Source organism: Kitasatospora sp. NPDC049285 (genome assembly GCF_040678815.1).
In the GTDB taxonomy this organism is placed as follows: Bacteria; Actinomycetota; Actinomycetes; order Streptomycetales; family Streptomycetaceae; genus Kitasatospora.
In genome coordinates this window covers 43,803-56,943 of the sequence record NZ_JBFAQR010000016.1, presented here as the reverse complement: position 1 = coordinate 56,943, position 13,141 = coordinate 43,803, and the positions used below count along the sequence as shown (strand labels likewise).

12 protein-coding genes are annotated in these 13,141 nt (G+C 71.9%); all 12 read right to left on the bottom strand.

The annotated features are described in order from the left end of the window. Nucleotides 1-87 precede the first annotated feature (87 nt). Nucleotides 88-714 carry a GNAT family protein gene (locus AB0K51_RS13645; protein WP_363453943.1) on the bottom strand — a complete coding sequence of 209 codons (627 nt, stop codon included), beginning with the start codon at nucleotides 712-714 and terminating at the stop codon, nucleotides 88-90. A gap of 147 nt (nucleotides 715-861) precedes the next feature. Then, a complete protein-coding gene (locus AB0K51_RS13640; protein ID WP_363453941.1) occupies nucleotides 862-1,698 on the bottom strand; it encodes a MetQ/NlpA family ABC transporter substrate-binding protein in 837 nt (278 codons plus the stop codon). A 73-nt stretch (nucleotides 1,699-1,771) separates the two neighbouring features. Next, nucleotides 1,772-2,512, bottom strand: a complete 741-nt coding sequence (locus AB0K51_RS13635) for a methionine ABC transporter permease (protein WP_363453939.1) — start codon at nucleotides 2,510-2,512, stop codon at nucleotides 1,772-1,774. After that, nucleotides 2,509-3,534: an ATP-binding cassette domain-containing protein gene (locus AB0K51_RS13630; protein WP_363453937.1), complete on the bottom strand. Its 1,026-nt coding sequence runs from the start codon at nucleotides 3,532-3,534 to the stop codon at nucleotides 2,509-2,511. The genes AB0K51_RS13635 and AB0K51_RS13630 overlap by 4 nt, the downstream gene beginning before the upstream one ends. A gap of 417 nt (nucleotides 3,535-3,951) precedes the next feature. Continuing rightward, complete coding sequence (locus tag AB0K51_RS13625; RefSeq protein WP_363453935.1) at nucleotides 3,952-4,446, bottom strand: GNAT family N-acetyltransferase; 495 nt, start codon at nucleotides 4,444-4,446, stop codon at nucleotides 3,952-3,954. A gap of 294 nt (nucleotides 4,447-4,740) precedes the next feature. Beyond that, entirely contained in the window at nucleotides 4,741-6,117 is a 1,377-nt protein-coding gene (locus AB0K51_RS13620) for an FAD-binding oxidoreductase (RefSeq protein ID WP_363453933.1), read from the bottom strand. 333 nt (nucleotides 6,118-6,450) lie between these two features. Continuing rightward, nucleotides 6,451-7,872, bottom strand: a complete 1,422-nt coding sequence (gene argH, locus AB0K51_RS13615) for an argininosuccinate lyase (RefSeq protein ID WP_363453931.1) — start codon at nucleotides 7,870-7,872, stop codon at nucleotides 6,451-6,453. 80 nt (nucleotides 7,873-7,952) lie between these two features. Next, nucleotides 7,953-9,146, bottom strand: coding sequence for an argininosuccinate synthase (locus AB0K51_RS13610; protein ID WP_363453929.1), 1,194 nt, complete (start codon nucleotides 9,144-9,146; stop codon nucleotides 7,953-7,955). Between the two features lie 106 nt (nucleotides 9,147-9,252). Further along, nucleotides 9,253-9,804 (bottom strand): arginine repressor, encoded by a 552-nt coding sequence (locus AB0K51_RS13605; RefSeq protein WP_363453927.1) that lies wholly within the window; start codon nucleotides 9,802-9,804, stop codon nucleotides 9,253-9,255. Between the two features lie 25 nt (nucleotides 9,805-9,829). Then, a complete protein-coding gene (locus AB0K51_RS13600; protein ID WP_363453925.1) occupies nucleotides 9,830-11,029 on the bottom strand; it encodes an acetylornithine transaminase in 1,200 nt (399 codons plus the stop codon). Beyond that, nucleotides 11,026-11,958 (bottom strand): acetylglutamate kinase, encoded by a 933-nt coding sequence (gene argB, locus AB0K51_RS13595; RefSeq protein ID WP_363453923.1) that lies wholly within the window; start codon nucleotides 11,956-11,958, stop codon nucleotides 11,026-11,028. Before argB ends, AB0K51_RS13600 begins: the two co-directional genes overlap by 4 nt. A 19-nt stretch (nucleotides 11,959-11,977) precedes the next feature. After that, on the bottom strand, nucleotides 11,978-13,132 hold the full coding sequence (gene argJ / locus AB0K51_RS13590; RefSeq protein WP_363454051.1) for a bifunctional glutamate N-acetyltransferase/amino-acid acetyltransferase ArgJ: 1,155 nt from the start codon (nucleotides 13,130-13,132) through the stop codon (nucleotides 11,978-11,980). Between the last annotated feature and the right edge of the window lie 9 nt (nucleotides 13,133-13,141).

Below are 13,141 nucleotides of genomic sequence, written 5' to 3'. Positions count from 1 at the left end.
TGGCGCGCCCAGGCAGAGGCTACCGTCTGGCCGGGGGTGTGCGACGCACTGCCGCGCGATTCGTCCCCTCGCCGGTCGACGGCCCGGTCAGTGGCGCAGGGCGTGGCGGCGGTCGCCGGGGTGGGTGCGGGCGGGCGGGTCGAGGTCCTCGGGGAGCAGGCTCCAGAGGATCAGGTCGGTGCGTTCCGCCGGTCCGGGGCCCCATTCGCCGCCGTGGACTATGCCGGCGCTGCGCAGCACGCCCTCGCTGATCGCGCCGGTCTTCTGGGCGACCTGCTGGGCGGCGGTGTTGCCGGCCGCGGTGCGCATCTCCAGGCGGAGGAAGCCGCGGTCCTCGAACAGCCACTGGGCGGTGCCGGAGACGGCTTCGGGGGCGTAGCCCTCGCCGCGGGCCCAGGGGGCGGTGACGATCTGGAGTTCGGTGCTGCGCAGTTGCCAGTCGGTGCGGTCGAGTTCGAGCAGGCCGACCATCCGCTGGGTGAGGTGCTCGGTGACGGCGAAAACGATTCCGCGGCCCTCGGTGCGCCGGGCGGGAGCCTGACGGGTGATCAGTTCCCGGGCGCGGGCCTCGGGGTCGGGGCCGTGGTGGGCGGTCCAGGTCTGGACGAGTTCGTCGGCCAGCAGCGCGGCCAGGCTGGCGGCGTCGTGGTCCTCAAGGGCGCGCAGCAGCAGCCGTTCGGTGCTGATGGCTGTCTCGGGGAAGCTCGCAACCATGCCGTCTCTCCTCGCCGGGTCGTGGACACACCGTACGCCCCGCCCTCCCTCGGGCGTGCCAGCGTACCGGCATTACACCCGACGGCTCGTCAGGACAGCGCCCCCGGCGGTCTGCCGGGGGCGCTGCGGGGCGGTGCTGAGGGCGGGTCAGAACGCCGGGATGACCGAGCCCTGGAAGGTGTCGTCGATGTACTTCTTCACCTCGGCGGAGTGCAGCAGCTCGGCGAGCTTCTGCACCCGCGGGTCGTTCTCGTGGCCCTTCTTGACGGCCAGGATGTTGGCGTAGGGGTTGCCCTCGGCCTTCTCCAGGGCGATCGCGTCGGTGGCGGGCTTGAGGTTGGCCTCGAGCGCGTAGTTGCCGTTGATGACGGCGGCGTCGACGTCGGCCAGGGCGCGCGGCAGCTGGGCCGCCTCCAGCTCCTTGAACTTGAGGTTCTTCGGGTTGGAGGCGATGTCCTGGACGGTGGCGGTGGTGCCGGCGCCGGACTTGAGGGTGATGACGTTGTTGTCGGCGAGCAGCTTGAGCGCCCGGCCCTCGTTGGTGGCGTCGTTGGGGACGGCGACCTGGGCGCCGTTGGCGAGCTCGCCGAGCGACTTGACCTTCTTGGAGTACAGGCCGAGCGGCTCCAGGTGCACCGGCTCGACGGCGACGATGCTGGTGCCCTGCTTCTTGTTGAAGTCGTCGAGGTAGGGCTGGTGCTGGAAGTAGTTGGCGTCCGCGGAGCCGTCCTGGACCGAGGTGTTGGGGGTCACGTAGTCGGTGACCACCTTGATGTCGAGGTTGAGCCCGGCCTTCGCCGCCAGATTGTCCTTCACGTACTGGAGGATCTGGGCGTGCGGGGTGGGGCTGGCGACGACGGTCAGCGCCTTGTTGGGGTCGGCGGAGGCCCCGGAGCCGGAGGATCCGGACGAGCAGGCGGCGAGCGCCAGGGCGAGTCCGGCGGCGGTGGCGGTGACGGCGGTGGTCTTCAGAACGTTACGCACGAAAAGTGCCTTTCTGCGGGTTGCGTACGGCCCTGGTGGGGCCGGGGTGCCCGTCCCTGGTGGGGGCGGGAAGTCAGTGCGAGGAGAGCAGGTCTTCCTCGGTGTCGTCCGGCTTGGCGGTGGCGCTGCGGAACATCGCCAGCGGGCTGCGGTAGTCGCCGCGGTGGGAGAGCCGGCGGGCGGTGAAGTCGCCGACGGTCTGCAGGACCGTCACGATGATCACGATCTCGGCGACGATCACCCACATGAAGGCGGTCTCGAACCGCAGGTAGCCGTAGGTGACGGCGAGGTTGCCGAGCCCGCCGCCGCCGACCGCGCCGGCCATCGCGGAGTAGCCGATCAGCGCGATGACGGTGGTGGTGAGGGAGGCGACCAGCGAGGACAGCGCCTCGGGCAGCAGGGCCTTGCGGACGATGGTGGCGGTGCCGGCGCCCATCGCCTTGAGCGCCTCGACCAGTCCGGGGTCGACCTCGCGGACGGAGGTCTCCACCAGCCGGGCGAAGAACGGGATCGCGCCGATGGCGAGCGGCACGCTGGCGGCCTGCCAGCCGAGCGTGGTGCCGACCAGCCACCGGGTGAACGGGATCAGCGCGATGATCAGGATGATGAACGGGATCGACCGTCCGACGTTGACGATCACGCCGAGCACCCGGCTGACCGCGAGGTTCTGCAGCAGCCCGCCCCGGTCGGTGAGCACCAGCAGCAGGCCGAGCGGCAGCCCGATCACGATGGTGGCGACGGTGGCGATGCCGACCATCCCGAGGGTCTCCCAGGTGGCGGGCCACATCAGTTCCCACATCTGGTCCCAGGTCATGCCGCCGCTCCGTTCGCCGGGTCGAGGACGTCCACCTGCAGGCCCTGCTCGCGCAGGTAGCCGATCGGCACCACGTTGTCGGTGTGGCTGCCGGGCAGTTCGACCCGCATCCGGCCGACCATCCGGCCTGCGATGGTCTCCACCGCGGCGCCGAGGATGTTGATGTCGATCTGGTAGGTGCGGGCGAGCTGGGAGACGAACGGCTGGGCCGGGGCGTCGCCCTGGAAGGTGATCTCCAGGACGGTGCGGCCGACGTGGCCGGAGGCGAAGTCGCCGAGCGGGAACAGGTCCCGGGCGATCTGCGAGCGGCCGTCCGCGAGCAGATCGGTGAGCCGGCCGGACTCGACGACCCTGCCGCCGCGCATCAGCGCCGCGGAGTCGCAGACCGACTTGATCACCTCCATCTCGTGGGTGATCAGCAGCACGGTCAGGCCGAGCCGCTCGTTGAGCTCGCGCAGCAGCTTGAGGATCGAGCGGGTGGTCTCCGGGTCGAGGGCGCTGGTGGCCTCGTCGGAGAGCAGCACCTTGGGGTCGCCGGCCAGCGCACGGGCGATGCCGACGCGCTGCTTCTGGCCGCCGGAGAGCTGGCTGGGGTAGCTGCGGCCCTTGTCGGCGAGGCCGACCAGGTCGAGCAGTTCGGCGGCCTTGCGGCGGCGCTCGCGGCGGTCCAGGCCGATGATCTCCAGCGGCAGTTCGACGTTCTGCTGGACGGTGCGCGAGGCGAGCAGGTTGAAGTGCTGGAAGACCATGCCGATCCGGCGGCGGGCCTCGCGCAGTTCGCGCCCGGCCCGCTCCTCGCCGCCGGAGAGCGCGGTCAGCTCCACGCCGTCCACGGTGACGCTGCCCGCGGTGGGGCGCTCCAGCAGGTTGACGCACCGGATCAGGGTGGACTTGCCGGCGCCGCTGGTGCCGACGACGCCGTAGACCTCGCCCGGTTGAACGTGCAGGTCCACGTCGTCCAGCGCGCGGACCTCGCGGCCGCGGGAGCGGTAGACCTTGGTCAGGCCCTTGGTGGTGATCACAGCTGCTTCCGTTTGTCCTCGGCGGACCGCCGGTGGGGCGTCCGCGGCAATGGCGGGGTCGGGCACCCGCGGGGCCCGGGGAAGAGGTGGTTCCTGCCGTCGTGTCGATCATGGCCGCCGGTCGGGCGGGCCGCGCGTGGGCGTGGCCCTAACGAGTCATCAGCGGACGGGACGTCAGCAGGCGCTGGGCGAAGGCTCTCAGCGACAACACATTCGACGGCACATGCGTCGCTCACCTGCCGGCGTCGCGCCGGTCGGGGTGCATGTCATCGTCGAGGTCATGGAAGCAAGTAAATCAGACAATTGGTCCACGTCCCAGTTTCCGGGAAACGGCGTCCGGATAGTGGACACGGCCCTTGCAGGACAAGCACTGCGGCGCCCGACCCCTCGTTCGGGTCGGGCGCCGCAGTCACGGTTTCAGGCCGCCAGTGAGGCCGCCACGGGCTTGGCCATCGTCACGATCGACAGCCGCCGGGACACCTCGCGCACCTCGGTCTCGCGGTAGCCCAGGCGCTGGTACAGCCGCAGGTTGCCGAGGCTGCGGTGGCCGGTGAACAGCTCGAAGCCGCCGCTCGCGCCGTCCTCGGTCAGTAGCGCCTCCATCGCGGCCAGCAGGCGCCGGCCCAGGCCGTGCCGCTGCATCCGCGGATGCACCACCAGCCGGCCGATCTGCCCGACGCCGGCCTCGTCCACCCAGCCGCGTACGGTGCCGACCACCTCGTCGCCGAGCCGGGCCACCAGCACCCGGTGCTCGGCCAGTTCCACCTGGAGGCTCTCCAGGGTCTGGGTCAGCGGGTCCAGGGTCCAGTCGCTGTACAGCTCCGCCTCGCTCTGGTAGCCGAGGTACTGGAGCTTGAGAATCTGCTCCGCTTCATCCGGTCGTGCCGCTGCGATGATCACACTCATGCCCATGTGCGGGGGCCTCCCCATCGTTAAGTGCCCGGCGCGCGCGAGTGAGGGTCTCGCACCGGTCTCCTGTCCGAGGTGTGCCCGGGCGGGGATCGGCCCGGCCCGGGGCTAGCGCGACGCGTCCCGCCCGACGGTGGTCCGGCGTCCGGGGACTGTCACGCTCAGTATCCGGGCAGCCGGGCGACCGTCAAGGAGACGTTCGCCACCGCTCTACCCAGGAGACCACTGTTCTCAATCTTCCGGACGCCCCAACGTGGCGAGCGCCACACCCGGCCGGCGCAGAACCTCCACACACCGTCAGGCGCTCGGCCGGATGTTCTGGTTGACCCGGAAGAGATTCCCCGGATCGTACCGGTCCTTCAAGGCGACCAGCCGCTCGTACTTCGCCAGCCCGTACGCCTCCACCACCCGCGGCTGCCCCTCCTGCCCCAGCAGGTTCACGTACACCCCGCCCGAGGAGAACTGACGCATCGCCTGCCAGAACCGCCGCGCCCACGCCACCTCCCGCTCCCCCGACCCGCGCTCCCAGCGCGCCAGCACGTTCAGCAGGTACGGCGCCGTCCGGTAGGTGTACGCGGTGTCCTCCGGCCCGACCCGGGCGATCGCCCCGCCCAGGAACGCCAACTGCACGTCCGAGTACGGCGAGCCCATCGCCGCCACGTGCTCCGCCAGCCGGTCGATCGCCGCCCCGTCCAGCACCGACAGGAACTCGCTGCGCCCGTAGTTCCCCGCGCCAGGGCCGCGCCCCGGATCCAGCATCTGCTGCCACAGCGTGTACGGCCGGGTCTGCACGGTGTCCGCCACCACGCCCGGCAGCGCCCGCAGCGGCGCCACCACCTCCCGCCCGCGGTCCGCCCGGCCCGCCCAGCACATCCCCACCCGCACCAGCGTCCGCTCCCGGTACCTCTCCGGCAGGTGCGCCGCGGCCCGGGCGCGCCCGAACTCGCAACACACCGTCAGCCCGTCCGGCGCCGTCGCCATGAAGTCCCGCACCGCCGCCACCGTCGGCGCCAGCACCTCGGCCGGCAGGTACACCGCCCCGCACAGCACGTGCGGCCCCACCTTGTGCAGCCGGTACGTGAACGAGGTGACCACCCCGAAGTTGCCGCCGCCCCCGCGAATTCCCCAGAACAGGTCCGGATGTGACGCCGAGTTCACCGTCAGCAGCCGCCCCTCGGCGGTCACCACGTCCGCCTCCAGCAGGTTGTCGCAGGTCAGCCCGTACGCCCGGGCCAGCCAGCCCAGCCCCCCGCCGAGCGTCACCCCCGCGATCCCCGCCGCCGACCACGGCGCCCCCGGCGTCGCCAGCCCGAACGCCTGCGTCTCGTGGTCGAACCCGCCCCACACCACCCCCGGCTGCGCCCGCGCGATCCGCCGCGACGGATCCACCCGGACGCCGCGCAACTGCGACAGGTCGATCACCATCCCCCCGTCGCAGACCCCCAGCCCCGCGACACTGTGCCCCCCGCCCCGCACGGCCGCCAGCAACCCGTGCTCCCGGGCCACCGCCACCGCCTGCAGCACGTCCGCGACCCCGGTGCACCGCGCCACCACCTCCGGTCGCCGGTCCACCGCCCCGTTCCACACCGCCCGCGCCGCGTCGTACCCCGCGTCCCCGGGCACCACGATCTCGCCCCGGAACCCTTCGGCTAGCGCCATGGCTGCTTTGGCCATGCCACCAGGCTAGGCCGAACCGCCCCACCCGGCTCGGGGAACCTCAAGCCCGGGCGAAGCCAGGCGCCCGGGCGAGCCCAGGGGCCCGGGGAACGGCGGGGGTGCGTGGCGGACAGGGCCACAGGGCGCGACAGGTCCGGTCGCGCGGAGGTCTCCCCGGCGCCCGGCCGCCGCCTCGCAGTTCCGCCCCTCGGAGCCCCTGCCAGTCCTCCCGTCCGCGAGGTCCCGCAGAGTCGCGACACCGGTCGTATCCAGGCGGGGCGCCGGCCACACGCACATCACCGGACCGGCTGACGGTGTGTCAACCGGTCCGGCGTGCAGCGAAGTCGGCGTTCAGCCCACCCAGTCCTGCTGGGTCGCCAGGTCGGCCTTGATCTCGGCGAGCTGCACCGCGACGGCGGACGGTGCGGTGCCGCCGCGGCCGTTGCGGGAGGCGATGGCGCCGTGGACGGAGAGGACCGAGCGGACCTCCGGGGTCAGGTGCGGGGAGACCGCGGCGAACTGGGCGTCCGTCAGGTCGGACAGCTCGATGCCCTCGGCCTCGCAGACCTTGACGCAGGCGCCGGCCACCTCGTGGGCGACGCGGAACGGGACGCCCTGCTTGACCAGCCATTCGGCGATGTCGGTGGCGAGCGAGAAGCCGGCCGGGGCGAGTTCTTCGAGGCGCTCGCGGTGGACGGTCAGGGTGGCGACCATGCCGGTGAAGGCGGGGAGCAGGACTTCGAGCGTGTCGCAGGAGTCGAAGACCGGCTCCTTGTCCTCCTGGAGGTCGCGGTTGTAGGCGAGGGGGAGCGCCTTCAGGGTCGCCAGCAGGCCGGTCAGGTTGCCGATCAGGCGGCCGGACTTGCCGCGGGCGAGCTCCGCGATGTCGGGGTTCTTCTTCTGCGGCATGATCGACGACCCGGTGGAGAAGGCGTCGTGCAGCGTGATGAAGCCGAACTCCTTGGTGTTCCAGATGATGATCTCCTCCGCGATCCGCGAGAGGTTGATGCCGATCATCGCGGTGACGAAGGCGAACTCGGCGACGAAGTCGCGCGAGGCGGTGCCGTCGATGGAGTTGCCGACCGAACCGCGCTCGAAGCCGAGGTCCGCGGCGACGGCCTGCGGGTCGAGGCCGAGCGAGGAGCCGGCCAGCGCGCCGGAGCCGTACGGCGAGACGGCGGTGCGGGTGTCCCACTGGCGCAGCCGCTCGGCGTCCCGGCCGAGGGCCTGGACGTGGGCGAGGACGTGGTGGGCGAAGAGCACCGGCTGGGCGTGCTGCAGGTGGGTGCGGCCGGGCATCGCCGTGTCGGGGTGCGCCTCGGCGAGGCCGACCAGGGCGTGCTGGAGGTCGAGGATCAGGCCGCCGATGGTCTTCGCGTGGTCGCGCAGGTACATCCGGAACAGGGTGGCGATCTGGTCGTTGCGCGAGCGCCCGGCCCGCAGCTTGCCACCGAGGTCGGCGCCGAGCCGCTCCAGCAGGCCCCGCTCCAGGGCGGTGTGCACGTCCTCGTCGGCGACCGTGCCGACGAACGCGCCGGACTCCACGTCGGCCAGCAGCTGGTCCAGCCCGGCCAGCATGCCGGCCAGTTCCTCGTCGCTGAGCAGGCCGGCCTTGTGCAGGACGCGCGCGTGGGCCTTGGAGCCGGCGATGTCGTAGGGGGCGAGCCGCCAGTCGAAGTGGACCGAGGCGGAGAGCTTGGCGAGGGCCTCGGAGGGGCCGTCGGCGAAGCGCGCGCCCCAGAGGCGGACGTCTGCGGGCTGTTCGGCGGTCATCGCGTGGGGCTCCTTCAAGTGCTGTAAGTGTGGCGGCGCCCCGGCCACCGCGGGTGGCCGGGGCGGGTGGTGACGGTGGATCAGGCCAGGTCGCGGCGGGCGGCGATCTTCGAGGACATGCCGAAGATCTCGATGAAGCCCTTGGACATGGACTGGTCGAAGGTGTCGCCGGTGTCGTAGGTGGCGAGGTTGAAGTCGTACAGCGACTGGTCGGACTTGCGGCCGTTGACCACCGCGCGGCCGCCGTGCAGGACCATCCGGATCTCGCCGGAGACGTGCTGGTTGGCCTCGTTGACGAAGCCGTCCAGGGCGCGCTTGAGCGGGGAGAACCACAGGCCGTCGTAGACCAGTTCGGCCCAGCGCTGCTCGACCTGCCGCTTGTAGCGGGCGAGTTCGCGCTCGACGGTGACGTTCTCCAGGGCCTGGTGGGCGGTGATCAGGGCGATCGCGCCGGGGGCCTCGTAGATCTCGCGGGACTTGATGCCGACCAGGCGGTCCTCGACCATGTCGAGCCGGCCGATGCCCTGGGCGCCGGCGCGCTTGTTGAGCTCCTCGATGGCCTGCAGGACGGTCACCTTGCGGCCGTCGATCGCGACCGGGACGCCGGCCTCGAAGGTGATGACGACCTCGTCGGCCTCGCGGGGGGTGGCCGGGTTCTGGGTGTACTCGTAGACGTCCTCGATCGGGGCGTTCCAGATGTCCTCGAGGAAGCCGGTCTCGACGGCGCGGCCGAAGACGTTCTGGTCGATCGAGTACGGGTTCTTCTTGGTGGTCACGATCGGGAGGTTCTTGGCCTCCGCGAAGGCGATCGCCTTGTCGCGGGTCATCGCGTAGTCGCGGACCGGGGCGATGCACTTCAGGCTCGGGGCCAGCGACTGGATTCCGACCTCGAAGCGGACCTGGTCGTTGCCCTTGCCGGTGCAGCCGTGCGCGACCGTGGTGGCGCCGTGCTTCTGCGCGGCGGCGACCAGGTGCTTGACGATCACCGGGCGGGACAGCGCGGAGACCAGCGGGTACTGGCCCTGGTACAGGGCGTTGGCCTTGAGGGCCGGCAGGCAGTACTCGTTGGCGAACTCGTCGCGGGCGTCGGCGACCTCGGCCTCGACGGCGCCGCAGTCGAGGGCGCGCTGGCGGATCACCTCGAGGTCCTCGCCGCCCTGGCCGACGTCGACCGCGACGGCGATGACCTCGGCGCCGGTCTCCTCGGCGATCCAGCCGATGCAGACGGACGTGTCCAGACCGCCCGAGTAGGCGAGTACGACGCGCTCGGTCACGGCTATCTCCCATTCACTACAAAGGTTCCATGCGGCGTTAGGCATAAGTATGCACGACCGCGTATGAGTTTCACAAACCGGTGCCGGCGGGCGCGCGGCGGACGCGCTACCCGGACTTGGCCTGGGCCAGTTGCATCAGGTGGTCGGCGAGCGCCTGCCCGCCGGCCGCGTCGCGGCTGATCAGCAGCACGGTGTCGTCGCCGGCGATGGTGCCGATGACCTCGAAGACCTCGGCGGCGTCGATCGCGGACGCCAGGAACTGCGCCGCGCCCGGCGGGGTGCGCAGCACCACCAGGTTGCCGGAGGCGGTGGCGGAGACCATCAGCTCGCCCGCCAGCCGGGCCATCCGGGCCTCGCTGGCGGACTCGCCCATCGGGGCGCGCGGGGTGCGGTCGCCGCCCTCGGCCGGGACGGCGTAGATCAGGGCGCCGTCCCGGTTGCGGATCTTCACCGCGCCGAGTTCGTCCAGGTCCCGGGAGAGCGTGGCCTGGGTGACCACCAGTCCGTCGTCGGCGAGCAGCTTGGCGAGCTGGCTCTGCGAGCGGACGGCCTGGCGGGTCAGCAGGTCCACGATCCGCCGGTGGCGCGCGGTGCGGGTCTGCGGGACCTGCTGCGACGGGCCGGCGGGCGGCGTGGGCTCAGGACGAGGTGCGGTCATAACTGATGATTCTCCTGAAAGACGCTCAGCTGTTCGCGCCGGGGGCGGATTCGCGGACCGTTCGGAGGATCGCGGGCAGCGCGGCGACGAAGGCGTCGGCCTGTTCCTCGGTGAGGATCATCGGCGGGACCAGCCGCACCGCGTCCGCCACGGCCGCGTTGACCAGGAACCCGGCGTCCTGCGCGGCGGCCTGCACCTGGGCGGCGACCGACGCGGTCAGCACGATGCCGAGCAGCAGCCCCTTGCCGCGGACGTGGTCGACCAGCGGGTCGCCGATCGCCTCGACGCCCACGCGCAGCCGCTCGCCGAGCTTGGCGGCGTGCTCCAGCAGGCCCTGCTCCTCGATGGTGCGCAGCACGGCGAGTCCGGCGGCGGCGACCACCGGGTTGCCGCCGAAGGTGGTGCCGTGCTGACCCGGGCTCAGCAGTTCGGCGGCGTCGCCGAAGGCGAGCACGGCGCCGATCGGCAGGCCGCCGCCGAGGCCCTTGGCGAGGGTCACGACGTCCGGGTCGACGCCGTCGTACGCCTGGTGCGCGAACCAGTGGCCGGTGCGGCCGACGCCGGTCTGGATCTCGTCCAGGACCAGCAGGGTGCCGGTGGCGCGGGTGATCTCGCGGGCCGCCCGCAGGTAGCCGTCGGGCAGCGGAATGGCGCCGTTCTCGCCCTGGATGGGCTCCAGGAAGACCGCGGCGGTGTCGGTGGTGACGGCCTGCCGCAGCGCCTCGACGTCGCCGAACGGGACGTGCGTGACGTCGCCGGGCAGCGGGCGGAACGGGTCCTGCTTGGCGGGCTGGGCGGTCAGCGAGAGCGCGCCCATGGTGCGGCCGTGGAACGCGCCCTCGACCGAGACCAGGTGGGTGCGGCCGGTCAGCCGGGAGATCTTGAAGGCGGCCTCGTTGGCCTCGGCGCCGGAGTTGCAGAAGAACACCCGGCCCGGGCGGCCCGCCAACTCGACCAGTTTCTCGGCGAGTCGGACGGTCGGCTCGGCCATGAACAGGTTGGAGACGTGGCCCAGGGTGGAGATCTGCGCGGTGACCGCCTCGACGATCGCCGGGTGGGCGGTGCCCAGCGCGTTGACCGCGATGCCGCCGACCAGGTCCAGGTACTCCTTGCCGTCGGCGTCCCAGAGCAGCGCGCCCTCGCCGCGCACCAGCGGGATCCGCGGCGTGCCGTAGTTGTGCATCAGCGTGTGCTGGTACCGCTCGGTGATCGATGCGTTGCTCATGCCAGGCCCCCCAGTACGGTCGCCTCGTCGTCGGGCACCACCATGGTGCCGATGCCCTCGTCGGTGAAGATCTCCAGCAGCAGGCTGTGCTGCACCCGGCCGTCCAGCACGCGCGCGGTGCCGACGCCGGAGCGGACGGCGCGCAGGCAGCCCTCCATCTTGGGGAGCATGCCGGTGGCCAGGCCGGGCAGCATCTCGTCCAGCTCACTGGCCGTCAGCTGGCTGATCACGTCGTCGGAGTTCGGCCAGTCCTTGTACAGGCCCTCGACGTCGGTGAGCACCACCAGCATCTCGGCGCCGAGCGCGACCGCCATGGCGGAGGCGGCGGTGTCGGCGTTGATGTTGTAGACGTGGCCGTCGGCGCCGCGGGCGATCGAGGAGATCACCGGGATGCGGCCGTCGGCGATCAGCGCCTTCACCGCGCCGGCCTCGATGTTGACGATGTCGCCGACCAGGCCGATGTCGACCTGCTCGCCGTCGACCACGGCGTAGCGCTTGACCGCGGTCATGGTGTGCGCGTCCTCGCCGGTCATGCCGACCGCGAACGGGCCGTGCTCGTTGAGCAGGCCGACCAGTTCGCGCTGGACCTGCCCGGCGAGCACCATCCGGACCACGTCCATGGTCTCGGGGGTGGTGACCCGCAGGCCCGCGGTGAACGAGGACTCCAGGCCGAGCTTGTCGAGCTGGGCGCTGATCTGCGGGCCGCCGCCGTGCACCACCACGGGGTGCAGGCCGGCATAGCGGAGGAAGACCACGTCCTGGGCGAAGGCGGCCTTCAGCTCCTCGTCGACCATGGCGTTGCCGCCGAACTTGATCACCACGGTCTTGCCGTGGAAACGCTCCAGCCAGGGGAGCGCCTCGATCAGGGTGCGCGCCTTGGGCAGCGCGGCGTTGCTGCGGGCCTGTTCGCCCTTGGGTGCGATCTGCACTGGTCCCTCGTCCCCCGGGTCAGCTGGAGTAGGCGCTGTTCTCGTGCACGTAGTCGGCGGTCAGGTCGTTGGTCCACACGGTGGCGGCGGCCTGACCGGCCTTCAGGTCGGCGGTGATGACGACCTCGCGGTCCTTCATGCTCACCAGCTCGCGGTCCTCGCCGACGCCGCCGTCCTTGCACACCCAGACGCCGTTGATCGCGACGTCGAGGCGGTCCGGGTCGAAGGCGGCGGCGGTGGTGCCGATGGCGGACAGCACGCGGCCCCAGTTGGGGTCCTCGCCGTGGATGGCGCACTTGAGCAGGTTGTTGCGGGAGATGGTGCGGGCCACCTCGACCGCCTCGTCCTCGGTGGCGGCGTTCAGCACGTCGATCCGGATGTCCTTGGACGCGCCCTCGGCGTCGCCGATCAGCTGCCGTGCCAGGTCGGCGCAGACGGTGCGCACGGCCTCGGCGAACTCGGCCTGCCCGGGCGCGACTTCGGAGGCGCCGGAGGCCAGCAGCAGCACCGTGTCGTTGGTGGACATGCAGCCGTCGGAGTCGACCCGGTCGAAGGTGGTGCGGGTGGCGGCGCGCAGCGCGGCGTCCAGGCCCGCGGCGTCGACCACGGCGTCGGTGGTGACCACGACCAGCATGGTGGCCAGGCCCGGGGCGAGCATGCCCGCACCCTTGGCCATGCCGCCGACCGTCCACCCGGCCGGGCTGGTGACCTGGGCGGTCTTGTGCACGGTGTCGGTGGTCTTGATGGCGATCGCGGCCCCGGCGCCGCCGGTCGGCGACAGCGCGGCCACGGCCTGCTCGACGCCGGGCAGCAGCTTGTCCATCGGCAGCCGGACGCCGATCAGGCCGGTCGAGCAGACCGCCACCTCGATCGCCCCGACGCCCAGCTCGGCGGCGACCTTCTCCGCGGTGGCGTGCGTGTCCTGGAACCCCTCGGGGCCGGTGCAGGCGTTGGCGCCACCGGAGTTGAGGACGACGGCGGCCAGCTCGCCGGTCTTCAGCACCTGCTCGGACCACTTCACCGGCGCGGCCTTGACCCGGTTGGAGGTGAAGACGCCCGCCGCGGCGCGCTGCGGCCCGTCGTTGACCACCAGCGCGAGGTCCGGGGTGCCGGACGCCTTGATCCCGGCCGTGACGCCGGCCGCGCGGAAGCCCTTCGCCGCGGTGACGCCGATGTTCTCGTT